24 protein-coding genes are annotated in these 26,241 nt (G+C 34.9%); 4 read left to right on the top strand and 20 right to left on the bottom strand.

The window, feature by feature from the left end; all coding sequences use genetic code 11:
• From EKM77_RS07390 to EKM77_RS07415, 6 genes are all read right to left on the bottom strand, one after another.
• Positions 1 to 669, bottom strand: a complete 669-nt coding sequence (locus EKM77_RS07390) for a response regulator transcription factor (RefSeq protein ID WP_125593419.1) — start codon at positions 667 to 669, stop codon at positions 1 to 3.
• A gap of 1 nt (position 670) precedes the next feature.
• Positions 671 to 1,787, bottom strand: a protein-coding gene (gene prfB, locus EKM77_RS07395) for a peptide chain release factor 2 (RefSeq protein ID WP_191987450.1) whose coding sequence is annotated in 2 segments (ribosomal slippage) — positions 671 to 1,714 and positions 1,716 to 1,787 — 1,116 coding nt in all. Because the reading frame shifts where the segments join, the coding sequence is not laid out codon by codon here.
• Positions 1,788 to 1,826: 39 nt separating this feature from the next.
• Positions 1,827 to 4,187 carry a preprotein translocase subunit SecA gene (secA, locus tag EKM77_RS07400; protein ID WP_125593420.1) on the bottom strand — a complete coding sequence of 787 codons (2,361 nt, stop codon included), beginning with the start codon at positions 4,185 to 4,187 and terminating at the stop codon, positions 1,827 to 1,829.
• Between the two features lie 231 nt (positions 4,188 to 4,418).
• A complete protein-coding gene (gene hpf, locus EKM77_RS07405) occupies positions 4,419 to 4,967 on the bottom strand; it encodes a ribosome hibernation-promoting factor, HPF/YfiA family (protein WP_125593421.1) in 549 nt (182 codons plus the stop codon).
• Between the two features lie 96 nt (positions 4,968 to 5,063).
• Positions 5,064 to 5,429 carry a ComF family protein gene (locus tag EKM77_RS11090; RefSeq protein WP_225425205.1) on the bottom strand — a complete coding sequence of 122 codons (366 nt, stop codon included), beginning with the start codon at positions 5,427 to 5,429 and terminating at the stop codon, positions 5,064 to 5,066.
• A gap of 307 nt (positions 5,430 to 5,736) precedes the next feature.
• A complete protein-coding gene (locus tag EKM77_RS07415; RefSeq protein WP_125593422.1) occupies positions 5,737 to 7,041 on the bottom strand; it encodes a DEAD/DEAH box helicase in 1,305 nt (434 codons plus the stop codon).
• Between the two features lie 30 nt (positions 7,042 to 7,071).
• On the opposite strand from EKM77_RS07415, the gene EKM77_RS07420 reads away from it, so the two are divergent.
• Positions 7,072 to 7,707, top strand: a complete 636-nt coding sequence (locus EKM77_RS07420; RefSeq protein ID WP_125593593.1) for a YigZ family protein — start codon at positions 7,072 to 7,074, stop codon at positions 7,705 to 7,707.
• An 8-nt stretch (positions 7,708 to 7,715) separates the two neighbouring features.
• Here EKM77_RS07420 and EKM77_RS07425 read toward each other — a convergent pair whose 3' ends face one another.
• The 13 genes from EKM77_RS07425 to EKM77_RS07485 form a co-directional block, all read right to left on the bottom strand.
• On the bottom strand, positions 7,716 to 8,801 hold the full coding sequence (locus tag EKM77_RS07425; protein WP_125593423.1) for a glycosyltransferase family 4 protein: 1,086 nt from the start codon (positions 8,799 to 8,801) through the stop codon (positions 7,716 to 7,718).
• Between the two features lie 128 nt (positions 8,802 to 8,929).
• Complete coding sequence (rny, locus tag EKM77_RS07430) at positions 8,930 to 10,495, bottom strand: ribonuclease Y (RefSeq protein ID WP_125593424.1); 1,566 nt, start codon at positions 10,493 to 10,495, stop codon at positions 8,930 to 8,932.
• Positions 10,496 to 10,622: 127 nt separating this feature from the next.
• A complete protein-coding gene (recA, locus tag EKM77_RS07435) occupies positions 10,623 to 11,756 on the bottom strand; it encodes a recombinase RecA (protein WP_125593425.1) in 1,134 nt (377 codons plus the stop codon).
• 89 nt (positions 11,757 to 11,845) lie between these two features.
• Positions 11,846 to 12,385 carry a CinA family protein gene (locus tag EKM77_RS07440; RefSeq protein ID WP_125593426.1) on the bottom strand — a complete coding sequence of 180 codons (540 nt, stop codon included), beginning with the start codon at positions 12,383 to 12,385 and terminating at the stop codon, positions 11,846 to 11,848.
• A gap of 23 nt (positions 12,386 to 12,408) precedes the next feature.
• Positions 12,409 to 12,993, bottom strand: coding sequence for a CDP-diacylglycerol--glycerol-3-phosphate 3-phosphatidyltransferase (gene pgsA, locus EKM77_RS07445; RefSeq protein ID WP_125593427.1), 585 nt, complete (start codon positions 12,991 to 12,993; stop codon positions 12,409 to 12,411).
• A 104-nt stretch (positions 12,994 to 13,097) separates the two neighbouring features.
• Positions 13,098 to 13,964, bottom strand: coding sequence for a helix-turn-helix domain-containing protein (locus EKM77_RS07450; RefSeq protein ID WP_125593428.1), 867 nt, complete (start codon positions 13,962 to 13,964; stop codon positions 13,098 to 13,100).
• A gap of 65 nt (positions 13,965 to 14,029) precedes the next feature.
• Positions 14,030 to 14,749, bottom strand: a complete 720-nt coding sequence (ymfI, locus tag EKM77_RS07455; RefSeq protein WP_125593429.1) for an elongation factor P 5-aminopentanone reductase — start codon at positions 14,747 to 14,749, stop codon at positions 14,030 to 14,032.
• A gap of 2 nt (positions 14,750 to 14,751) precedes the next feature.
• Positions 14,752 to 15,993, bottom strand: coding sequence for an EF-P 5-aminopentanol modification-associated protein YfmH (gene yfmH, locus EKM77_RS07460; protein ID WP_125593430.1), 1,242 nt, complete (start codon positions 15,991 to 15,993; stop codon positions 14,752 to 14,754).
• Position 15,994: 1 nt separating this feature from the next.
• Positions 15,995 to 17,272 carry an EF-P 5-aminopentanol modification-associated protein YfmF gene (yfmF, locus tag EKM77_RS07465; protein WP_125593431.1) on the bottom strand — a complete coding sequence of 426 codons (1,278 nt, stop codon included), beginning with the start codon at positions 17,270 to 17,272 and terminating at the stop codon, positions 15,995 to 15,997.
• Positions 17,269 to 19,671 (bottom strand): DNA translocase FtsK, encoded by a 2,403-nt coding sequence (locus tag EKM77_RS07470; RefSeq protein ID WP_125593432.1) that lies wholly within the window; start codon positions 19,669 to 19,671, stop codon positions 17,269 to 17,271. The genes yfmF and EKM77_RS07470 overlap by 4 nt, the downstream gene beginning before the upstream one ends.
• A gap of 115 nt (positions 19,672 to 19,786) precedes the next feature.
• Complete coding sequence (locus tag EKM77_RS07475) at positions 19,787 to 20,227, bottom strand: DUF1149 family protein (protein ID WP_125593433.1); 441 nt, start codon at positions 20,225 to 20,227, stop codon at positions 19,787 to 19,789.
• Positions 20,228 to 20,242: 15 nt separating this feature from the next.
• The gene (trmL, locus tag EKM77_RS07480; RefSeq protein WP_125593434.1) at positions 20,243 to 20,752 is read right to left on the bottom strand and encodes a tRNA (uridine(34)/cytosine(34)/5-carboxymethylaminomethyluridine(34)-2'-O)-methyltransferase TrmL; all 510 of its coding nucleotides are present in this window, start codon (positions 20,750 to 20,752) and stop codon (positions 20,243 to 20,245) included.
• A 190-nt stretch (positions 20,753 to 20,942) separates the two neighbouring features.
• Positions 20,943 to 22,133, bottom strand: coding sequence for an AI-2E family transporter (locus EKM77_RS07485; protein ID WP_125593435.1), 1,191 nt, complete (start codon positions 22,131 to 22,133; stop codon positions 20,943 to 20,945).
• Positions 22,134 to 22,215: 82 nt separating this feature from the next.
• On the opposite strand from EKM77_RS07485, the gene EKM77_RS07490 reads away from it, so the two are divergent.
• Genes EKM77_RS07490 through EKM77_RS07500 form a run of 3 tightly spaced genes read left to right on the top strand, consistent with a single transcriptional unit; the run spans position 22,216 to position 24,791 of the window.
• On the top strand, positions 22,216 to 23,229 hold the full coding sequence (locus EKM77_RS07490) for a lactonase family protein (protein ID WP_125593436.1): 1,014 nt from the start codon (positions 22,216 to 22,218) through the stop codon (positions 23,227 to 23,229).
• A 30-nt stretch (positions 23,230 to 23,259) separates the two neighbouring features.
• A complete protein-coding gene (locus EKM77_RS07495) occupies positions 23,260 to 24,099 on the top strand; it encodes an undecaprenyl-diphosphate phosphatase (protein ID WP_125593437.1) in 840 nt (279 codons plus the stop codon).
• A gap of 53 nt (positions 24,100 to 24,152) precedes the next feature.
• Entirely contained in the window at positions 24,153 to 24,791 is a 639-nt protein-coding gene (locus EKM77_RS07500) for a copper homeostasis protein CutC (RefSeq protein WP_125593594.1), read from the top strand.
• A 75-nt stretch (positions 24,792 to 24,866) separates the two neighbouring features.
• On the opposite strand, the gene mgtE is transcribed toward EKM77_RS07500, so the two are convergent.
• Positions 24,867 to 26,240, bottom strand: coding sequence for a magnesium transporter (gene mgtE / locus EKM77_RS07505; protein WP_125593438.1), 1,374 nt, complete (start codon positions 26,238 to 26,240; stop codon positions 24,867 to 24,869).
• Between the last annotated feature and the right edge of the window lies 1 nt (position 26,241).

Genomic DNA, 26,241 nt, shown 5'->3' on the forward strand with positions numbered 1-26,241 from the left:
TCACACCTCTAAAATATAACCGAATCCATGCACGGTTTTTATTATTTGTGGATCCTTCGTATCTTTTTCAATTTTATCACGAAGATGACTAATTTGAATATCAACCATTCTTAATTGTGAATCTGAATTTACACCCCATACGCTATCAAAGATTTGCTCTCTAGATACTACAATACCAGCATTCTTCAACAAAAAATCCATTAATTCATACTCTTTACGAGTCAAAGATATTTCCGTATCGTCAATAACAACACTCTTCATCGAGCGATTAAGATGAAACTCAACCTTCTGATTTTCAGTTTTAGAAGTTCTACGAATGACTACTTCGATCCTAGCTAGTAATTCTTTGACGCTAAATGGTTTTGTAATATAGTCGTCTGCCCCACTGATCAATCCATCAACTTTGCTGTCTTCAGTATCCACCGCCGTCAAAAATATAACCGGCGTTAAATTACCAATTGAACGCATCTTCTTTAAAACTCTGATTCCGCTCAATTTGGGTAACATCTGATCTAGCAAAATAAGGTCAAATTGTTCAGCATTCGCCATTTCGAGTGCCATTTTACCATTTATTGCTCGCTTAACTTCATATCCTTGGCTCTGTAAATTATAATCGATCAATTCTAAAATAGCAGGTTCATCATCAACAATTAAAATTCTCTTTTTCATTTTAATCCGAATTGTCCTCTTGTAACTTCCACTGAAGATAGGCAAAAATAAATTGGTCTATATCTCCATCCATTACTGCTTGCCCATTACCAGTTTCATAATTAGAACGATGATCTTTAACCATTGTATAAGGATGAAATACGTAAGATCGAATTTGTGATCCCCATCCAATATCCATCTGTTCACCTTTGATTTTGGCATTTCGTTTTGCTTGTTCTTCTTGTTCTTTTTGGAAAAGTTTTGCCTTTAACATATTCATTGCCGTTTGACGATTTTGTAGCTGTGATCTTTGAGCTTGAGAACTAACAACTATACCAGTGGGAATATGAGTTATTCTTACGGCTGAAGATGTTTTATTGATATGCTGACCACCAGCTCCGGAAGATCTAAAGACATCAACTCTTAAATCATCATCATTTATTTCAACATTAATACTTTCATCCAGTTCTGGCATAACATCGACTGACGCAAAAGATGTATGTCTTCTACCAGCAGAATCAAATGGAGAAATTCTTACCAATCTATGAACGCCACGTTCAGAACGTAATAATCCATAAACATTACGTCCCTTGATCATCATTGAGACGCTCTTAATACCAGCATCATCACCAGGTTGATAATCTTCTATTTCAACGGAAAAGTCATGCTGTTCAGCCCATCTTTGATACATTCTCAAAAGCATTGAGCCCCAATCTTGTGACTCTTTTCCACCGGCACCTGGATGAATTTCAACAATGGCATTATGTGAATCGTAAGGTTCAGACAATAACATTGTCAATTCATAAGCCTGTAATTGCTTTTCTAAAGAATCAGAATCTTCTTCAAGCTGTTTTAAAAGTTCATCTTCTGTATCGACTTGATAAAGCTGTTCTAAAACTTTAATGTCATCCAAATTTTCAGATAATGTTTTGAAGCTATCAAACTTATCTTTTAAGTCGTTGGTCTCATCAATAACCGCTTGAGCCTTATCATGATCATCCCAAAAACCCGGTGCCGTCATACGAGCTTCATTTTCAGCAATACTTTCTTCAAGATTATCTAAGTCAAAGAGACCCCCTGAATTGAGAAACTTTTTCTTCGATGTCGTTTATTTTGGTTTTTATTTCTCCAAATTCCATTCCGTCACCTTTAAAAAAAGCAGGCACTAGGCCTGCTTTTTATCTTTCCATATTTTGTCTAATTTCGGCCTTCATAAATAATCTAGTTACGTCGTATTCAATGTCTGAAACCATTTCTTCAAACATACGGTAACCCTCTTCTTGATATTCGACCAAAGGATTCAACTGTCCATAACCACGTAAACCGATCGATTGACGTAATTGGTCCATCGCATCGATATGATCTGTCCAGTGTTCATCAACAACTCTTAAAATAACAACCTTTTCAAACTCTAACATCTGAGCAGGATCACCAAGTTGTTCTTTTTTATCTTCATAGTTCTTATGAACAAAGTCCATCAAGAACTTGATGATTTCTTCAGGAGTCTTCAATTGAAGGTCAACAACACTCATTTGTTTTTCACTAACTAAAGTCGATTTAGCAAAATCAGCAATGGCATCTAATTCCCAGTTCTCTTCTTTACCCTGTGTATGAACATCAACTTGAGCTTTAATAGTACGCTCGATCATTGGTAATAATACCTTATCGAGGTCTTTATCCTCATTGATGACATCCATTCTTTCTTTATAGATAACTTCACGTTGTTCACGCATAACATCATCATATTGCAAAGTATTCTTACGTGTATCGTAGTTATTACCTTCAACACGTTTTTGAGCTGATTCAACTTGTCTAGTCATCATACGACTTTGGATAACAGCATCGTCATCTTCGATCTTCAATGCCTTAAGAACACGTTTGATTCTATCCGAACCAAAACGTTTCATCAAATCATCTTCAAGTGACATATAAAATTGTGTAACACCAGGATCACCTTGACGACCAGATCTACCACGAAGCTGATTATCAATACGACGTGACTCATGACGTTCCGTACCAATAACAGCAAGACCGCCAACTTCTTTAACACCAGGTCCAAGCTTAATATCAGTACCACGACCAGCCATATTAGTAGCAATCGTAACGGCGCCACGTTGACCGGCATTCATAACGATCTCAGCTTCTTTAGCATGGTTCTTAGCATTCAAGACGGCATGAGGAATGCCTTCTTTATCAAGAAGTTGTGATAGATATTCTGAAGACTCAACCGCAACAGTACCAACTAGCAGTGGTTGCCCCTTTGCATGACGCTCTTTGATGTCTCTAACAACAGCCGCAAATTTACTCTTCAAAGTTGGATAGAGTACATCATCTTTGTCATCACGAATAACGGGCTTATTAGTTGGAATTGAAATAACTTCCATGTTGTAAATTTCTCTAAATTCTTCTGCTTCAGTTTTAGCAGTACCAGTCATACCTGATAATTTATCATACATACGGAAGAAGTTTTGATAAGTGATGTTAGCCATAGTCTTAGTTTCATCTTGGATCTCCACACCTTCTTTAGCTTCAATAGCTTGGTGTAATCCATCAGAATAACGACGACCATCCATAACACGACCAGTAAATTGGTCAACGATCTTAACTTCGCCTTCTTGTACCACATAATCAATATCCAAACTCATAATAAAGTTTGCACGCAAAGCTTGGTCCAAATGGTGATTCAAAACAGTATTTTCAATATCATAAAGATTATCGAGACCAAAGTAATCTTCAGCCTTTCTGATACCTGTTTCAGTTAAACTAATTGACTTTGTAGGCCAATCAATTTTGTAATCTTCTTCAGCTAAAGTTTTAGCAAAACGATCAGCACGAACGTACATAGCAGTTGACTTTTCAGCCGCCCCAGAAATAATCAATGGTGTTCTAGCCTCATCAATTAAAATGGAGTCAACCTCATCAACGATTGCATAATGAAGCGGACGTTGTACCATTTGCTCTTTATAGACAACCATGTTGTCACGCAAATAATCAAATCCTAATTCACTATTTGTCGAATAAGTAATGTCACAATTATATGCAGCACGTTTTTCTTCAGAATCCATACTGTTAAGGTTTAAACCAACAGTTAGACCCATCCACTTGTATAATTCACCCATCTCTTTAGCATCACGAGATGAAAGGTATTCATTAACTGTAACAACATGAACACCTTGGCCCTCTAGGGCATTTAAATAAACTGGTAATGTGGCCGTTAAAGTTTTACCTTCACCAGTTTTCATTTCCGCAATATTACCTTGGTGTAGTGTAATACCACCAATAATTTGTACTCTAAATGGGTAAAGGCCTAAAACTCTCTTAGCACCTTCACGAACGGCAGCAAAGGCTTCTGGCAAAATATCATCTAATGTTTCACCCTTTGTCAGTCTTTCTTTCAATTCGGGAGTCTTAGCTTGAAGTTGTTCGTCAGTAAGTTTGCCAAATTCATCAGCATAACTTTCAACTTTATCGGCAATTTTGCCCATTTTTTTAACTTCTCTTTTATCGCTTTCGACCCATTTTCTTAATGGATTTGCCATACTTATATATCTCTCCTAAAAGTTATAAACATATTCTTTATAGTAGCATTTTTCTTTAAAGTTTTAAACTTAATCTTAATTCAAATGATAACACAGCTTTCCAGGTTAATAATGATACACCATTTAAAAAGTATTTGCTAAAAATTACTTTATTGAATCAAAAAAGAGCTCCGACAAAAGTCAAAGCCCTCTCACATTTTACGAATGTCATTTGTTGAAATACGTAAAATTTTATTCGTTTGTTTCAATCAAACCGTACTTACCATCATTACGTTTATAAACGATACTTGCACCATTTGTTTCTGCATCTTCAAAAATAAAGAATTCATGTCCAAGCATTTCCATTTGTAATACAGCTTCTTCTGCATCCATTGGTTTTAATGATAGACGTTTTGTTCTAACGATTTCTGATTTGTCTTCTTTAGTATCCTCAGGTGAAACATCATCTAAAGGAATATCTTTAATACTACCTGACTCACGTCCCTTGCGGTTTACACGGGTCTTGAATTTCTTAATTTGTCTTTCAAGTTTGTCAATTACTAAATCAATACCGGCATACATGTCATCATTGATTTCCTCGGCTCTCAATGTGATGTATGGAAGTGGAATTGTTACCTCAACTTTTGTCCCTTTTGAAGGGTATGTCTTTAAGTTAACATGTGCAATAGGAGTGCTCCCATCACTGAAATACTTTTCCATCTTAGATAATCTTTTTTCAACATATTCACGCATTGCTGAAGTTACTTCGATATTCTCGCCACGTACATTAATTGTTAACATAAAAATCTCTCCTTCCGATGAGTAGGAAATATTAGAGTCCTAATCAACTCTTCTACTTAATTATATAATTCTATCGGCAATGTGACAACGTTTTCACTATCTTGATAATGAAAAAGTATAAATATTAGTTAATCCAATTGTCTTTAAAGCCATCTTTGCATGTAAAATCGTCCTACCCGTCGTATATATGTCATCAACAATCAAAACTTTCGTTTGTTCTGAATAAATATGATCAGAAATACAACTAAAGGTTTGTGGTGTTTTCAAACGTTCATTACGATTTTTTTGAGCTTGGGGCTTATCAGCATCAGCTTTAATCAATAATGACTTTAATTCAAAAACTTGATGATACATTTGCCAAACCGGATCAAATCCACGCTCTCTTCGATGACTTTCACTTGCAGGAATATATGTAATTAAATCGAATTGATTACTACGCTCCCAAGTTAGTAAATCTTTCAAAAAAAGATCTGCTAATAAAATATCTCCATACCTTTTATACTGTTTAAAATAATTGTGTATGAACTGATTATACCCAAACAAAGCCTGATGACAATTAATTATGTTATATTTTTCCTCCCAAAAACGACAATCATCACAAATTGTCTTAATTTTTGGTTTAAAACAGCGGCTACAACTCATATTGGAGGATAGTGGTTCCAACTGACTTCTACATAGTTGACACAATCTATCATCAAATATCTGATTGAAACTAAATATTTCTTTGATCGATAAATTATATGAAAAATAATTTCCACAATATAGACACTTAGACATTTTTTGCACACCAATTTAAATACTTTATTTCAGCACAGGCATTTTTTATTTGTTTATTATAATTTTGATAGTAAAAGTGTACCTCATCATCATATGAATCTGCCGCTCGCCCAGCTCTACCTGCAATTTGGATCAAAGCAGTCTTAGAGAATTCAGTAGCATCGGCGTCAATTACGATAACGATAATATTTTTAAAAGTTACGCCTCGTTCTAAAATAGTCGTTGTAAATATTGCCTGAACTTCGCTCTCTCGAAAGGATTTTACTTTTTCCAAACGTTTATCGTCCTTAGAACTTACACTGATCAATTTCAATTTCGGAAACTTTTTTATAATTACATTTTCAAACTGCAACATTTGGGGAATATTAGGAAAAAACATCATGAAGCGTTGTTTATTTGTTAACATTTTTTTGATTCTTAAATAAATTATTGGATTTACTCCCAAAAAATTAGTCGATTTGTATAATAAATGGCATTTTGGTTCAGGTAACGGGTGTCCATGAAATCTTTGATATAATTTTGATATACCAAGTTGTTTTTTCTCAACCTTATCAAGAAGAATTTTTGGTGGTGTAGCTGAAAGGTAGTAAATATTTCCATTATCTTTAACCGCTTTAGTGATCGCATCTTGCAGCATTTGATTTCCTGCTAATGGATAGGAATCAACTTCATCAATAATAAGTACATCAAAGGCTTTTTCAAAGCGAATCAGTTGATGAGTAGTTGCGATCATAATTTGCGTTATTTGATACGGTTCCTTACTCTTGCCGTGATATAAACCTATTGTTGTTTCTGGAAAAGCTGACTTAATTCGGGGAAATAGTTCCACGCAAACATCGACTCTCGGTGAGCATAGCGCTATTCTTTTACCCGAACGAATGACTTCTGAGATCAATGGAAAGGTCATTTCAGTTTTCCCAGCACCAGTGACAGCCCAAACTAGATGATCCTTGTGTGCCTTAAAAGCATTTATAAGCTCATGAGAGACTTTATTTTGAAGCTGGGTCAATCTACCCTCCCACTTCATAGGCCTTTCCTGAAACTCAAAATTAGTCTCTGTTGAGCTTATTATTAGTTGATCATCCCTAGTGATTTTGCCCATATTCAAACAATTTCGACAGTAATCACTATCATCAGATATTTTAGATAAGCATCTTCGACAATAGTCTTGTTGATCCTTTCTAAAAAAACCAGGTTTTAATTCTGATCCAATCGCTAACAGATGCTTAACTTCATCAGATTCGAGAACCTTTAAATTCAGTATGCGCCCGCCTAAAAATTCATTTAATTTATTCATAAATAAAATTACGTAAAGGAAATGATCGTTTTGCAAAATTATCGAACAATAGCCGCAAATGGCAGTTTTGAAAAAGATATAAAAAAATCACGTTTTATAGCTCATATCGCTCAAACTAATTCAGAAGAAGAAGCCAAATCCTTTATTCAAAAAATCCGTGAAGAAGAAAAAGATGCCACTCACAATTGCACAGCTTACATCGTTTTAGAAAATGTCAAAATCGAGCGCATGTCTGATGATGGTGAACCAAGCGGAACTGCTGGCTCGCCTATTCTAAATGTCTTACAACAAAATGAGTTAGAAAACGTGACCGCAGTAGTTACTAGATATTTCGGCGGTATAAAATTAGGTGCTGGCGGGCTGATCAGAGCTTACTCATCAACAACTGCCGATGCTATAAAAGATATCGGACTTGTGGAGAATCGAATCCAGCAAGGATATTTAATATCGATCCCCTACAATCTCTTTGATAAATTTGAGAATTACGCTAAAAATCAAAAAATCACATTGGAAGAAAAACAATTTTCTACCGATGTGAAAACTAATATTTTTTTAGATTTAAGCGAACAAGAGAAACTTATCCAAGACATCAGAGATCAATTTCAAAATCAAATTTCATTTGAAAAAACCAGTAAAGAATTTAAACAAGTACCAATAAAGGACTAAGCCTTGGCTTAGTCCTTTTTTTCCATTCGTTTAACAAATTTTTGAATTGCATGAAGTAAAGGTTGCCGGTTATCACCGATCAATCCGATCGATTCAACAAACAACTCCAATCCGATTAAGACACCGATCGTTAGTAATACACTTCCCCACAAAGTGGACAAAGGATACAACAATGAGATAAATGCAAAAACTAATGCCAAACCATAAATCACTAAAACAGTTTGACGATGCGATAAACCTAATTGCATTAATCGATGATGTAAATGATGTTTATCAGCTTGTGTAATCGGCTTTTTATTTAAGAATCTTCGTAACATAGCATAAACCGTGTCAGTAATAGGAACTCCCAAAATAACAACTGGGATCAACATTGTTATGAACGTTACATTTTTAAGTCCCTTTAAAGAAAAGACTGCGATCATAAATCCTATAAACAATGCCCCCGTATCTCCTAAAAAGATACTGGCGGGATGGAAATTATGAGGCAAGAATCCTAACAAAGAAGCTACCATTGCAAAAATCCAAATTGAAACATAAACATTGGTCATATTTAAGAAGAAGTAACCCACTATTCCCATAGTGAACAAGGCAATTATTGAAACTCCCGTGGCTAATCCATCTAATCCATCGATCAAATTAACCGCATTAGTAATTGCCAATATCCAAATTATAGTAATTGGGAAACTCCACCAACCTAATTTAAATGCGCCAAAGATCGGTAAGACTACTTCATTCATCTTAATTCCCGCTAAGAAATAAATAACTAATGAAGCAGCAAAGATCCCACCCATTTTAGCCTTTGGAGATAACTCACGAATATCATCAATAATACCGGTCAATATAATGATACATTCAGCTAAAAAGACACTGAAAAGTTCATGACTCGGAAACTGATTTCTCAATAAAACAAAGGTAGAGAATGTGAAGGCTATAAAAATAGCCAAACCGCCCATTGTTGGCATTGGCTTTTTGTTAACTCGACGAGCGTTGGGGTTATCGACCGCCCCTAATATATAAGCAAGTTTAACTACAAAGGGTGTTATTGCCGCAGACAATATCATCGTCAAAAATAATTTTACTATTACACTAAACATACTTGGTATACCCAGAAACTCACTTTCTAATTAATATTACAATTATACAATACCTATTTGAGGTATTTAAATACCCAACTTTTATTGTAACAAAAAAAGGACTGCAACAAACGTTACAGACCCCCTAATTATTTCGCTAACTCAACTTTTCTAACTTCCCGAACAACTGTGACCTTAATGTGGCCAGGATATTCGAGGTTATCTTCAATTTCTTTTTTAACATCTCTAGATAAAATTGCTGCTTGATCATCAGAAATTTCTTCTGGTTTAACCATAATTCTGATTTCATGACCAGCTTGGATCGCATAACTGTGATCAACACCATCATGTTTATCGGCAATATTTTCTAGTTTCTCAAGTCGGTGAATATAGTTTTCCATCGATTCTGATCTTGCACCTGGTCGTGCAGCTGAAATAGCATCTGCCGCAGCAACGATAGTTGCAATTAGAGAAGTTGGTTCTACATCCCCGTGATGTGAAGCAATTGTATTAACAACTACTTCTGGTTCTTTATATTTAGTGGCGATATCAACACCAATTTCTACGTGTGATCCGTCAACCTCACGATCAATAGCTTTACCTATATCGTGTAATAACCCTGCTCGTTTTGCTAACATAACATCTTCACCCAATTCAGCAGCCATTACGGCGGATAATTTTGCTACCTCTATTGAATGACTTAAAACATTTTGACCATAACTCGTTCTGTATTTCATTCGTCCGATTATTTTAATTAAATCAGGATTGATTGAATTAATTCCTAAACTATAAATTGTTTGTTCCCCAACCTCACGAATATGATCGTCCATCTCACGACGAGATTTATCAACCATTTCCTCAATTCTAGCTGGATGAATACGCCCATCTTCAATTAACTTTTCAAGCGCCATGCGCGCAATTTCACGTCTAATTGGATCAAAGCCACTTAAAGCCACAGCTTCAGGTGTATCATCAATAATCAAATCAACTCCAGTAAGAGCTTCGATCGTTCTGATATTTCTACCCTCACGTCCAATGATCCTACCTTTCATATCTTCGTTAGGTAGGGTCACAGTTGTTACAGTAGATTCTGAAACTGTATCTGCGGCACTTCTCTGAATAGCAGCAACAATCAATGCCTTGGCATCTTTATCGGCATATTGTCGTGCTTGTTCATCGCTTTCTTTGATCTTAGTAGCACGTTCATGTGTTAATTCCTGATTCAAATTATCTAAAATGATCTTTCGAGCTTGTTCACGAGTTAAATTACTTACTCTTGCTAATTCCGCCTTTTGTTCATCAAGAGTATCAGTCAATTGTTTATTCTTTTCATCAAGTTTATGTTGTCGAGCCGTAATATTGTTTTCATTCTTTTCAATATTCTCTTCTCTTTTTTCAAGAGATTGATCCTTACGATCTAAAATATCTTGTCTCTCAAGAGCACGATTTTCTTGTTTTTGAATATCTTGTCGACGTTCTTTCAACTCGTTCTCTTGTTCTTCTCGATACTTATGAATATCGTCTTTAGCTTCAAGTAAAGTCTCTTTTTTTAATGATTTAGCGGCTTTATGAGCATCAGAAACAATATCGTCAGCAGTCTGTTTAGCTTGTGAAAGTTTTTTTTCATAGGAGTCTTTGCAAAAAGCATAGCCAAAGAACACTCCTACAACCAATGTTATCAATGCGAAAGAGAAGGTTATGATAGCACCATGCATGCCATCACCTCCAATTTTTATAATACCTAATTGTTTGTAAATAAAGACTTGTTACATTATTTTTACATACAACACTATATTATAGAATAAATAATCCCTGTCAATCAATTAAAAAGAAAAAAGAGACCTATTTAGTCTCTTTTTCAGAATTTGTAGACGATTTAGGGCTATCTACATCTAATTTTAAATCAGTTGCATCAGATTTTTTGCTCTTTGACTTATCGTCTGCTTTAACATCCTTTTTATCTGATTTTTCTTCTTCAGGTTTATCATCCATATTGTATGCATCACGAACTCTTTTACGGATCTCTGCCATTTTTTCAGGATTATCAGCCAAGAATTTCTTAGCATTTTCACGACCCTGACCAATACGCTCGTCTTTATATGAATACCATGAACCACTTTTGTTAACTATGTCTTTTTCAACAGCCATATCCACTAACTCACCAGTTTGTGAAATACCATGACCATACATAATATCAACAAGTGCCACCTTAAATGGAGGAGCTACCTTGTTCTTTACGACCTTAATTTTAGTACGGTTACCAATTACATCTGAACCATCTTTAATTTGCTCAGAACGTCTTACTTCAAGTCTGACAGTCGAATAGAACTTCAATGCGCGACCACCAGGTGTTGTTTCAGGATTACCAAACATAACCCCGACCTTTTCACGGATCTGATTAATAAATAAAGCAATTGTTTTAGTCTTATTGATCGTTCCAGATAATTTACGCAAAGCTTGTGACATCAAACGTGCTTGTAAACCAACATGTGAATCACCCATGTCACCATCAATTTCGGCACGTGGTACCAAAGCAGCAACAGAATCAACTACTACAATATCAACCGCACCACTTGAAACTAGGGCATCAGCAATTTCTAGTCCTTGTTCACCAGTATCTGGTTGTGATAGTAACAAGTCATCGATATTAACACCTAATGCTGTGGCATAAGCCGGATCCATGGCATTTTCTGCATCAATATATGCTGCTGTACCACCTTGTTTTTGTACTTCTGCAACGGCGTGTAACGCTACGGTAGTTTTACCGGAACTTTCAGGACCATAGATTTCTACGATTCTACCACGTGGAAATCCACCAACACCTAAAGCATTATCTAGTGCTAAAGATCCTGAGGAAACAGTTTGAATTTGCATATCCAAATCATCCCCCATGCGCATGATTGCACCCTTACCAAAATCTTTTTCAATTTGTTTTAGAGCCTTATCAAGCGCCTTTTGTCTTTCGTCATTAGCCAAATTGTCTTCCTCCTAATGCATTCATCACTAGATATATTATTAGTAATTCTTCAAAAAAGCAAGAAAAAAGCGAACAAATGTTTGTTCAATTAAATAATTTTTTCAACGAGGGCAAAAGCGGCAATTACCGATTTCAAACGAATTGAATTTCTATCTCCATTAAAATGAAATTCTTTAACTTTCAAAATATTTTCTGACCCATTAAAAGCTCCAATAAAGACTGTGCCAACGGGATTACCTTCTAAATCATCCGGTCCAGCAACACCCGTTAAACCAACGCCAACATCAGCCTGCAATACTTTAGCAGACGATTGTGCCATGGCTTGTGCTACTTCGGCACTAACAACAGTATATTTTTTTATCAACTCAGGATCGATCCCCAAAAGTTTCGACTTTACATCATCAGAATACGTTACAAAACCACCGCTAAAAATCTGCGAAGCACCTGGAACTTGAGCTATTGTAGATTGAAACATACCCGAAGTTAAACTCTCGGCAGCAGTGATCGACAAATCTTTCTTTTTTAACGTTGTAACGACGTTATGAGGTAAAAGTCTAAATTGTTCTGGTAAAGGATCTTCAAATTTAATGTTTTCAAGTTCGTTTAATAATTTTTCAGTATTATCCATTGTCCTCACTTCTAAATTACGTTTTATTTTTTAAAAACATCTCTACTTTGGATGAAATAATCAGCACCAGAATAAACAGTAAAGAATAGGCAAATATATAAGAAGATCAATCCCATAGGGAATCCAAATGTTCCAAAGAAGACATTGTGCAACAATAAAAGAATAATTGCGATCATCTGTGTTGTAGTTTTTATTTTTCCTGGCATTTGAGCAGCCATAACTTTGCCACCCTCTTCTAGTACGATCATTCTTAATCCTGTAACAGCAAGTTCACGGCAAACAATAATAGCGATTACCCAAGCTGGTGCCATCTTCATTTCAACTAAGAAAATAAATGCTGTCATGACTAACATCTTATCAGCCAATGTATCGGCAAATTTTCCAAAGTTACTTACAAGATGATATTTACGCGCGATCTTACCATCAGCTAAATCAGTTAATGATGCCAAAATAAAAACTAGAGTGGCGATAAAATGATTCATTGGGATCAATGTTCCAAATAAGAAAACATCTCCCCAATTAGCAAAATTAAACGCCAATAAAATAATAAAAACGGGTATTAAGATAATACGTAGCATCGTAAGTTTATTTGGTACATTCCAGACCATGAGATATTCCTCCAATAAATTATAGTGTGAAAAAATTAACTATTGCATAACACCAGAAAAATCCCGCTATTTAATAAACAACGAGATTTTTTTAAAACTAAATATTACTGCTCAACATTGAAAGTCAATGTCTTAACAATTGATTCACTGCCGCTAACTTTACCTAAATCAACGCTCTTACCGCCAATGGAAATTTCAGTATGGTTCACATTACCAGTTTGAATCTTAAATGTTGTTGTATCAGCTGAAACCTTAGTTGACTTCTTCTCGCCAGAACTAAGAGCTTGTTGCCATGTTGTGCTTGATCCTTCTGAAAATTGGATCCATGCTTGACCACTCTTACCAGTAACGACCACATCAACACCATCAGAAGGTACGTTTTTAACTGTATAAGTACCATCTGTACTTGATTCTTTAACACTAAGTGCTGTTGACTTCTTCGCAGTCTTTTTAGCAGTAGTTTTCTTTGTAGAAGATTTCTTTGTACTAGACTTCTTTTTTGAAGAAGATTTCTTTGATGTTTGTTCAGTCTTATCTTGAGGGATATTTACCTTAGATTCGTTTTGACTCTTACTGATCATGCCATAGGCAATTACACCAATAATTACCAAAATAACTATTCCCACAATAATTTGAGGAATATAGTTACCCATTCTTGTAAAGAAAGGAACTGATTCTTCTTTAATAGCACGAGTATTATTTTTTTCAGATGTTTGAACTGGTTCTTTTGGTTGGGAATCAGGTATTTCTGATTTATATTCTTCAAGTAAATCATCACTTGAAATTCCAACTGCATCAGAATATTGCTTTATAAAAGCTCGTACATAAAAATCGCCGGGCAAATGATCAAATTGTCCTTCTTCGATCGCAATCAAATATCTTTTTTGGATTTTTGTGACTTGTTGTAAGTCATCAATCGTATATCCTTTTTTAATTCTTGCATTTCTTAATTTTTGGCCAATTTCGTCCATTTTTTACCACCGATTAACTAATTTTATTATCTATAATATATCTTATTAGTGAAGCACTAGCAACGTTATAGCAGCCAGCCTCCAGCAAAATAAATCGTTTGTCCTGTTAGGTAATTTGATTTCATATCTACTAGGTAGCCAACTAAATCAGCAATTTCATCTGGTTTAGCCAATCTATTTGCCGGAATCTCTTCACGAATACTTTCAAGATCTTCACTTGAAAATTCTTGGTTCATTTTAGTATCAACCGCACCTGGTGCAACCACATTTACAGAAATACCTAAGGATGCAACTTCTTTAGCATAGGCATCAGCAAAAGAAGACATGGCACCTTTAACCGTACTGTAAACAACTTCCATGGCCGAACCGACTTTTCCATAAATTGAACCAATAAAAACAACTCGTCCTGATTTAGACTCGGCCAATTTATCTTGAAGTTCTTTTAAGATCAAAATTGGTAATTTAATATGTATTTTCCATAAACTATCAATTTCTTCCTCTTCAATATCCACTAATAACTTATAGTAAGTATTTCCTTGAGCAAATATGATCGCATCAAGTGTGAATATTTGTCTAGTCAACACCAAAACATTGTCATTAACCATGTCAAATTTAACCGGTATAAATTCTTGCTTTGGATATTTTTCGTGTAATTCAGTTATTAATTCACTAATTCGTTCTTGATTATTATTGTAGTGCAGATAAAGTGACCAACCCTTTTCTGCCAATTGTTTAGCGATACCTGTTCCGATATCGCCCGAACTTCCTAAAATCAATGCATGCATAATTATGTCCTATCAGGTAACAGATTGTAGTAGGTGTAATTATCTTCCTTTAATGATTCTTCAGCAACTTTTAGGACATCTTCTCGACTTATCGAATCAATCAAATGGATCAATTCTAAATAATTAACATTATAAAAATAAAGTTCGGCCATTTGGTTAGCAATTGCGTCAGGTGAATTTTGAGCAAACAAATATGCACCGATCGCATCACGCTTAATTCTTTCAAATCTCTGGTCATCAAAAACTTTATCAAGCTGTTCATAAGAAAGATGTTTTTGTAAATATTGTTGAAACTTTTCTGGATAATTAGTTGACCCACTAATTATGATAAAGCAATAGTCATTTTCTGCAACCACATTATAAGAAAAACTATCATCAATTATTTTTTGATTTGTTAATTCTTGATAATTAATTGATGATTCACCAACCAGCGTCTCCATGATCATATTTAATTCAAATTGAAGTTTAACTAGGTCTGCCCCGCTTAAATCGGTATCGACCCTAATTCCAAACGATGATCTACCTTGACTGATCTCCATTTTTTCGGATCCACCTTTACCGATCGGTTCAAAATCTTTTATTTCAACAGCGGGCACTCCTCCAGAAGTAGAAAACTCTGAATCAGAAACGATGCTTTCGATTTTATCTGTATCGACATCCCCAACAATAACTAGATCCATATTACTTGGACGATAGTTATTTTGATATGTCGCTAAAAGATTTTTATAATTTATTTCTTGTAATGATGCACTGCTTCCGGCAATATCCTTTGCAATGGGATCTCCTGGATATAGTTGATTTAAGATTCTTTGTTCCAAAACCCATTCAGGCATATCCAAATACATCTGGATCTCCTGATCAATGATGCCGCGCTCAGATGCTACATTTTCTTCAGTAAAGTTAGGATGCTGCACTAGATCAAGCAATACTTTCAAATTATCATATGGATTGATCAATGTTTGAAATAGGTAGGCCGTCTTAGTGTAACTAGTATATGCATTAGAATTGGCACCATATTCAGCAAATTTTTCAGAGACGTCATAACCTGGTTTGGCAAACAATTTATGTTCAATAAAATGAGCGATTCCTGAAGGAAGTTGTTTTTGATTTGGCAGCAAAACGTCAACTGAACCAAAATTAGTCATAGCAACGCCATAAGTCTGATTATATCCAGGGAGATTCACAACCTCAATTTGATATCCATTTTTAAGTTTTTTAGAAAATTTTTGTAATTTTTCTGCCATTCTAATCTCCAATCAACCTGTATTGAGCAATATCGTGAATTCCTTGAGCTACTTTAATAATATGATCTTTATCCAATTTATCTAATTCAGCTTGGTAGTGTTCATCATCAAGTAGTGACTTAGGATAAACATCCTCCCAAATATTATGCATTATATAATATTGAATTGAATCAGAACTTATCTTACGACGTGTTGATAAAACCTTTTTGGCATGTTCAATTTGTGACTGAGTAAATTGTCCCTTTTGAACGGCATCAATTTGTTTATTGATCAAATCCATCGCTTGATCAACTGATTTGGCATCAAGTCCTGCTTGAATCGTCATCAAATGACTTATCGGATGATAAGTACTAGAAACGGAATAAGCTAAACTATTTTTCTCACGTACTTGCAAAAATAACTTAGACTGATCGTCTCCACCTAAAATTAGATTCATCGCCTGTGGTGCCAAATAGCTAAATGATGGATCAATTTTTTCAGTCACATAAGCTAGTGCTAAACGACTTTGATTAAGATGCTTATGCTCTGATTGCGTCAATGGATGGTCTATCAGATTTTCAAAACTATCAAACGTGACCTTACTATTACAACGATCGCGTTTTAAGAATGTTGACATGAAGCTGTTATCCATAATTTTAAGAAACATTTTTTCATCTACATCACCGACAACATTGATGATGATCGTATCTTCTTTAATAGCTTTCTTGTAATGCTCGTACAAATCTTGATTGGTCAAAGAATTTAGATGCACCATATCTCCAAAAATTGGGATCTGCTTATCAGGGTTATCGTGGTGGATCAAACTTGATAATTTAAGCATACTAACGAGATCCTGATTATCATCTACCGACGCCAAATTCGACATTAAATTACGTTTTTCGGTATCAAATGAATCATCAGAAAATTCATGATCATTTTTTAAGTTTGGATCAAAGATTATCTTACTCAAAAGATCAATATTATCTTTTAGAAGATCATCCCCATCTAATAGAAACTTAGGGTCAGCAAATTCAATACTGAAAGCTAAATCATTTAAATTTAGCAAATTTCTAGTATAGACATTTATTTCCGATCCGTATAATTCCATTTCACGATCATTTAACGACCTAAAACTAGGATAGCTTTTAGTCGAATTAGATAAGACATTGGCTAAAAGCCGTCTAGTCGTTGTTTCTTCTTTATCTAACGGACGTAAAAAATCGATTTGGATCTTGATCGTTCTGAATTTATTTATCGGATCAATATTTAAAATCACGTTTTTAGCAATTTCTTGTTTCACTTTTTCACCTGACTCTTCTTAATTGCGTCTAACTGTTCTGGAGTTAATAACACTTTTCTAGGTTTACTACCTTCTGATTGACCAACGATCCCTTTTTCTTCCATTTGATCGACCATCCGTGCGGCACGATTATAACCGATCTGGAATCGTCTTTGTAGCATAGAAACACTCGCTGATTGCTGTTTAACGATCAAATCCACAGCATCATCCCAATATTCGTCACTAGGGGTGTCGCTATCCTTACCTTTTTCTTCTATATCAGTTGGGATCATATCTTCATCGTATTCAGCGGATTGTTGTTCGCTAACAAATTTGACCACATTTTCAACTTCTGATTCTGAAATATAGGCACCTTGTATTCGTACTGGTTTACTTTTACCGATTGGTTGAAAGAGCATATCTCCTCGACCCAAAAGCTTTTCAGCACCAACCGAATCAAGAATAGTTCTTGAATCAACTCCACTGGAAACTGCAAAAGCCATTCTCGATGGGATATTTGCTTTGATCAAACCGGTAATAACATCAACTGATGGACGTTGTGTAGCAATAATAATGTGCAATCCAGCTGCACGAGCCATCTGTGCCAAACGAACGATTGCTGCTTCTACTTCATGGCCAGCAACCATCATTAAGTCTGATAATTCATCAACGATAACAACAATAAATGGTAAACGTTCCATTTTTTTATCTTTATCGGCGGTTTCGTTAAATTTATCAACATCATCATTATACTCGCCAATATTACGATGATTAGTGTCGGCAAATAATTTATAACGTCGTTCCATCTCTTTGACAGCTTTTTGTAAGGCGCCAGCTGCTCGTCTGGCATCAGTAACTACTGGAATCAAAAGATGAGGAATACCGTTATAAACATTTAATTCAACCATCTTAGGATCAATCAAGATCAATTTAACTTCATTGGGCTTTGCCTTCATCAAAATACCAGTAATAATTGTATTAATGGCAACGGATTTACCACTACCAGTCGATCCTGCAATTAGTAGATGGGGCATTTTAGTTATGTTAGCTTCAATAATATTACCAGAAACATCTTTACCTAAAGGTACGATCAAGGGATGTTTTTTATCCTTTTGATTTTCAGTAATATCTCTAAATGAAACCGTTGAAATTGTTTTATTAGGAACTTCAATACCAACAAACGATTTCCCAGGTATTGGTGCTTCAATTCTGATATCCTTAGCAGCCAAAGCTAGCGCTAAATCATCAGCTAGATTGACAATTTTACTTACCTTAACACCAACTGCTGGTTGAACTTCATATTTAGTAATAGTTGGCCCTAAACTAGCTTTTTTAACTTCAACATTGACTCCAAAACTTTTAAAAGTTTGTTTCAACTTATCTTTATTTTCATCAATTAAACGAACTTCACCACTTTGATCAACTTGTGGAATTTGTTTTAGAAGTTCCGAACTGGGTAGCTTATAGTCATCATTTTCAGGTGATTTATAGCCAACTGGTGTGGGAAGATCTTTCTCATCACCAACTGTATGCGGTTTAGTTACAATTTGAGCCTGATTAGTTGCAGACTGTTGAACTGGTGTGGACACTGCTGTATTTGGAACATCGATTTGAAAGTCTGATTCTGGTTCTTCTTTTTTAGCTTTAGCAAAACTATTAACATCTTTAAATCTGTCGTCATCTCGTTCTACTGGACGATCCTGATGCTCATTTTTTGGAGCCTTAGGTTTGGGTTTACTCTTGTTATCGACATAATTGTCATAACTACCAGATAACGCCGTTTTAGCGTTGTTAAAACCATGTTTAAAGTGTAATAAAATATTAGTAAACACGACTCCAACTTGTTTCATCGTTACATTGAATAGCATTAAAATACCAATAAAGATCATTAAAAAGATAATGAAATAAGTTCCCCACGTGGAAAACAATGGCATGCACAGACTAAATAAATATGATCCTATCATACCCCCACCAACGGACTCTGCCACAGAGAACTTCGACATGTCAGTTGATAAAATATTCCAAGTTATCATATTGTAATTGTGATATAACGCCAATTTAGAAAAAAGGATCGCATGCAAAGTCAGTAGTATTCCTAAGTATGTAAAAAGAAATCCAAAATTTCTTTTTGGTGTCATTACAGGAATCCTACCAGTAGCTATTACAAATACTCCAATAAAAATACTTATCAATAATAATACTGGATAACTGTCCCCGACAAAAATTCGGTAAACATTATCAAAGAAATTTCCGACCATTCCAAACTTGAATAGGCCCAGAAAAGATAGAACAATCCAAATTAAACTAATAATAGATTTAGTCAGACGACTATTATTAGTTTTCTTTGCTTTCGTTGTCCTAGTCGATTTTGCTTTTGTTGTTGTTTTTCTAGGCGTTGTTTTCGCCTTTCTTCTTGCCATAGAAACCTCACTAACTCTCAATTACTCAATGAAAATTATACATTATTTCCAACATAAAAATCTCTTTTGAGTAAAAAAATAAGTTTGGGTTTATTTGTCCCAAACTCAATCTAATTTACTTATCTTCATTTTGTGCTCTTTTAGTTTTTTCATCTGGTTTCACTTCTGAATGAGCCGTAAAATTCAATGATACTCCACGATTCAAAGCTACTGCTGTAACTTGATACGTTAGAGTTTCAATATACTCTACAACTGATCGAGAAATCTGCTTAACATCCTTTGATTCCAAATCTTCAGGATTGCCGTGAAAATCAACCAATTGGACAACTTGTCCGATCAAACCTGAAATTTTAAAAGGTGCTCCTTCTGGATGGATATCGAAAGGAATAATTATTTGAAAAATCTTTCCTTTTTCTTCATCCATTGGCTTTCCCTGTTCATCTTTCAACTCAGGATGATCAATTGAGATATGTAAATCTTGTTTGGCATCTGCTGTTGGGGATTCCACATCATAATGGAATGAGTTTACTGTTACGGGACCCTTTAATGTTTTCATGTTCTACATACTCCCTTAGTCTAATTTATCGTGTTCATAATGGTGAGATAATTCTAATCCAGCAAAGTTTTGTTGGCGTACTGCTTCATAAATTACTAAAGCACAGCTATTGGACAAATTCAATGCTCGAATATTATCACTCATTGGAATTCTAAGACATTTTTCGGGATTTTCACGCATAAAGTCTTCTGGCAACCCAGTTGTTTCTTTACCAAATAAGAAATAATGATCGACTGATGTATCACTGAAATCTTGATCACTGTACACAGTGTCAGAAAATTTAGTGATCAAGTATAAATATTTGTCATCTGGAATCGATTTTATAAAATCATCCAAAGTATCATGATAAGTAATATCGACCTTGTCCCAGTAATCTAATCCGGCACGTTTCATATGTGCGTCATCTGTACTGAATCCTAACGGTCTGATCAGATGAAGCTTAGTATTAGTTCCAGCGCATGTTCTTGCAATGTTTCCAGTATTTGCTGGCATAAGTGGTTGATACAATACAATATGATTAGTCATTTTTTTCTCCTTTGAATTAAAAAAACGTATACCCTCGGTGACACTCACGGCAAGGACATACGTTAGTTAAACCCGTTAATTTACTTGCTTTTGTCAAAACGACTTCTGAGAAAAACAAATAACCACAAAGTTTATAAACAGTATAGACGATAAATTTGGACTATACAATATAAATTTGAATAAATTGTGTTTATTTCTTGATATTTTTATCTTCTTTTGGTTCTTGCAACTCTTTGATATCTTGTTCGTCATACCAAGTTGAATTACGTTTGAACCAATTAAAGATCCTCGTACAAATAATTTTCAAAATTGCAAATATTGGAATACCAGCGATCATCCCGATCAAACCAAACATCCCTGCTGATACTAGCAAAACTAAAATAGTCGTCACTGGATGCATCTGCATTTTATTACCCACAATAATTGGTGAAATAACACGCGTCTCTATTGTCTGCTCTACGATAAAGACGATCAAAACTTTGATCACCATTGCTGGAGCTACAAAGGCGGCAATAACTAATGATGGAATTAAAGCCAGTGTTGATCCAACATATGGAATCAGATTCAAAATACCCGCGGCGATTCCAAGGATCAAAGCGTATCTTTGACCAATGATCAAATAACCAACAAAAAACATTACCGCAACCCAAAATGCAACGGTCAGCTGCCCTGTAATATAAGAACTAAGTGATTGACTCATTTCCGACAACATATCTTCTGCTGATGGACGCAATCTTGTTGGAACAAATCTAACTACTGATTTCTTAAACCTTTTATCATCTTTTAGCATGAAGAACAAAATAAATGGTGCCGTAAGTAAGATAACTATCACATTTGTAACTACACTCAATGCTGACCCAATGTTGTTAAACGTTTGCGGTAAAATATGATCGATCGACTTTTCAAAGTTAGCACTGAATTTAGCATTTGCTTCTGCTAAACGACTCTTAAATACATGGAGCTTTGGATCTTTAAAAAGATCTTGCAGACTTTTATTGAGAGAATCCCAATACTGCGGCCAATTTTTCACCAATGAATCGACTTGGTTTTGAACAAATGGAATCAGTGACATAACACCCCAAATTAATAATGCCGTAATGATAATAAAGACAAACGCTATCGAGATAACGCGTTTAACGTGGAATTTATCCTCTAAAACATTAATAAGTGGATTAATTAAGTAGTACAGTATCAAAGCTAATATTACAGGTGGCATCGTTATGCCCAAAATTTGATTTATAGGTGTGAAAACAAATTTTATCTTTGAAAATAGGAAAACTATTAGAAAGACTAAAAATATATTCAACAGAATAACTGTTAATTGATTATTTAAAAACCATCGGTAAAATAAACTTTTATCTTTTTGGGGAGATTCCTTCATATTATCACCTGTTTACTTATTCATAATAATTGGTTTAATGCATTTATAATGTATACTATACAATGTTTGGAGGTAATTATAAATGTTAGAAAAGGTGCTACTAAGTGGCTACACCAACAAAGGACTAGGAATTTATCAAGCAGAACTTGATACTGAAGCAAAAAATCTTTCAGAACCAACGCCCTTGATCAATATAGCTGGTCCTACTTATATTGATGTTACAAACGATTTAAAATTGATCACACTTGTCAAAAAAGACGGTAAAGGTGGGATTGCTGTCTATGATATCAATTCTGATCCTAAATTGCTGGATGAAGATATTTCAGAAAAGACTTCTCCCTCTTACGTAAAGTTTGACGCTAGTCGTAATTTGATTTTTAGTTCGTACTTTCATTTAAGCAAGGTTAAAATTGACCATTTGTCAAATGAAGGAAAAATTGAAAATTACGCTACTTTAAACTTTGAAGGGTCTGGACCAAGACCTGAACAAGATCAATCAAAACCACATTACAGTGCTTTAACTCCAGATGGAAAACTAATTATTTGTGATTATGGTGCCGATCGTATTTATATTTATGGATTGGATGATCCCAAAAATCCTAAATTATTAAACGAATACATCGTCCCTAGTGGCTATGCACCAAGACATTTAGTTTTTCATCCAACTGAATCATATTTGTACGTTGCATGTGAACTATCATCAAAGGTACTTGTTTTAGAATATGATGCTAAAAGTTCTCGATTAACATTAGTAGATGAAGTCGATGCGGCTAAAGATGAACAAAAAAATACAACTGCAGCTATTCGTATTAGTAACGATGCTAAATTTCTTTATGTTTCAACTAGAGGAGCAGATTCAATTGCTATATTCTCAGTTGATCCAGATGGTTCAAGATTAAAGAAGATCGATACCATCAAAACTAAAGGCAAAGGACCAAGGGACTTCGATCTCGACCCTTCACAGAATTTTGTATTAGCAGCAAATCAAGATAGCGACAATTTAACACTCTATAAAAGAAATACTAGAAAGGGAATTTTAACAATTATCGCTGATGATATTGCTATTCCTGAGTGTGTATGTGTACACTTTATCTAGTTTTAATTAATATTAGGAGAAAATTTTATAATGTTCATTGAAATAATAAAAACTATTATTCTGGGTATTATTGAAGGTTTTACTGAATTTCTACCAATCAGTTCAACTGGACATTTATACTTAGCCGATGAGTTTGTTAAATTAAATGAGTCAGCCGCCTTTATTCATATGTTCATGGTTGTTATCCAATTTGGTGCGATATTGGCAGTTATCTTAATTTATTTCCACAAGCTCAATCCTTTCTCACCAAGAAAATCTAGTCACGAAAAGAAATTAACTTGGAATATTTGGTTCAAAGTTTTAATTGCTATTATTCCTTCTGTTGTGATCGGATTTCCATTAAACGATTGGATGGATGCCCATTTAACTAGTTGGCAAGTAATTGCTGCCACTCTTTTGATTTATGGTATTTTATTCATCGTCGTTGAAAACTACTTTAAAAACAAACGTCCACAAGTAACTGATCTTGATAACCTTTCCTATAAGACCGCCTTTGAAATTGGACTTTTCCAAGTTCTATCTTTAGTTCCAGGTACATCACGTTCTGGTGCAACTATTTTAGGTGGTATCTCAATTGGTACGTCAAGATTTGTAGCAACTGAATTTTCATTCTTCTTGGCTATCCCAACAATGTTTGGTGCTAGTTTATTGAAAATTCTAAAGTATTTCAAAAACGGAAATACTTTCACATCTAGCCAAGCTATCATCTTACTTATCGGTACTTTTGTATCATTTGTAGTAGCTTATGTATCAATTAAATTCTTATTGAATTATATTAAAAACAATGATTTCAAGGCATTTGGTTGGTATAGAATTATCCTAGCTGTTATTGTTATCTTATACTTTGGATTCTTTAAAGCTTTCATCTAGAACGCCATCTGGCGTTTTTTTTATGAAAAAAATTAACGGGAGAAGTGATTATTATTTTTAAAGAAATTGCAGTAGAAAACTTTACCAATATTCCTCAAGCCGTTTTGGCCGGTGCCAATCGTATTGAATTGAACGATAACTTATCTGAAGGTGGAACTACTCCTAGTTTTGGAGTTCTTCAAGAAAGTACAAAATATCTTCAAGAAAAATCAATTCCTCTAGTCGAAATGATCCGTCCACGCGGCGGTGACTTTGTTTATAACGATTTAGAAATAAAAATGATGGAAGCAGATTTGTTTGAAGCTCAAAAATTAGGTGTAGACGCTGTTACTTTTGGAGCTTTGACTCAAAATGGAGAAATCGATTCTGACGCTATGGAGCAATTGATTGCCGCAAGTGCTGGTATGCAAATAGTATTCCATATGGCATTTGATGATATATCACCTGATAAACAAAAAGAAAGTATAGATTGGTTAGTAGAACATGATGTTGATCGAATACTAACACACGGTGGTCCATTTGAGATCTCAATCATGGATAATCTCGACAACATTAAACAATTAATTGACTATGCAGACAATCGCATTACGATCTTGCCTGGCGGTGGTATCACATACGAAAATTGTGATGAAATAGCCTCTAAACTAGGTGTTAAAGAATTGCATGGAACACGTTTAATAGACTTAGCATAATTACGAAAAAAAACAGACCTAGTAGTCCAAAAATCGGATTAATAGGTCTGTTTTTTGTATGTGTTTGATAAATTTTCATGCCCCCACAAATGATTGTAAGAACATACCAGCAATACTGAAATAAATTAAAACACTAGTTAAGTCACTCAAGGTAGAAATAAAAGGTCCACTGGCAACGGCTGGATCAAAACCAAAACTAGACATCAGCATTGGAATCAAGCTACCTGCCAAATTAGCGACCGTTATAGCGGCACACATTGCCAATCCTATAACCATTCCTAAGATAAAGTTATGTTTCCAAAAACCGACTAGCAGTAGTACTGATGCCCCCGTTACAACGCCAGTAATAAAACCAGTCAATAATTCTTTACCGACTAACTTGAAAAACTCATTGCGGTTTATTTCTTCCACAGCAAGCCTTCTAACTGCAACGGCCAGACTTTGCGTACCGGCATTACCAGCGGTACCAGTTATCGTGGAAATAAAAACAGCTAATATACTTGCTTCAGCAAGTAAGTTTTCATAATGATTGATCAAAGTTGCTGTGATCATACTAAGCAGTAACAATGTTATCAACCAAGGTAAACGTTTCGATGCCGCCTTTACTGGATTATCCTGAACGGTCTCATCTACACTAACACCGGCAAGTCCTGAATAGTCTTGCAATGATTCATCATCGATAACTTCAATAACATCATCAACCGTAACAATACCAACCATTTGATTCGAGTGATCAACAACAGGAACGGCCAAGAATTCGTAATCTCTAAAAACTTGAGCAACCTCTGCTTGTTCAGCATCAACGTTAACTGTAATAATATCTGAATTCATATTGTCTTTTAAAGTTGCATTATCATCTAACATGATCAAATCACGCAAAGACATAACTCCAACTAAATCATCATGATCATCTAAAACATATAAATAATAAATCGTTTCGGCAGTTTCAGCGAATCTTTTCAAATTACCAATTGCTTCTTTAGCTGTCTCAAACTCATGAAATCTCACGTAGTCAGTGGTCATAATACCACCGGCGGTTTCAGTATCATAGTGGAGTAATCCACGTAAATTATTGGCATCCGCTCGAGGCAACTGTCCTAAGAATCGATCTACATCCACCTTATCTAAATGCTCCAAAATATCGGCAGCATTATCGTCATACATATCATTTAACATCTTTGATGCATAACTTAGGTCCATTTCGTTTAAGTATTCTGGAATTTCTGGTAGATCATCCTCAAGTGTATCGAACATGTCTCCCATTTCGTTTGGCTCAAGAATCGTGTAAATACTTAATCGTTCGTCCTTATCTAAGGTTAAGTAGAATGTACTCTGGTCATAAAAATGCATATCCAGATAAGTTTTTCTAAATCGTTTCTTATCACCCTTATCAAGATATCTTTTTAACTGGGTAAATTTTTCCTGCAGTCTTTTTTCATTTTCATCCATT

The organism is Companilactobacillus baiquanensis (genome assembly GCF_003946605.1).
In the GTDB taxonomy this organism is placed as follows: Bacteria; Bacillota; Bacilli; order Lactobacillales; family Lactobacillaceae; genus Companilactobacillus; species Companilactobacillus baiquanensis.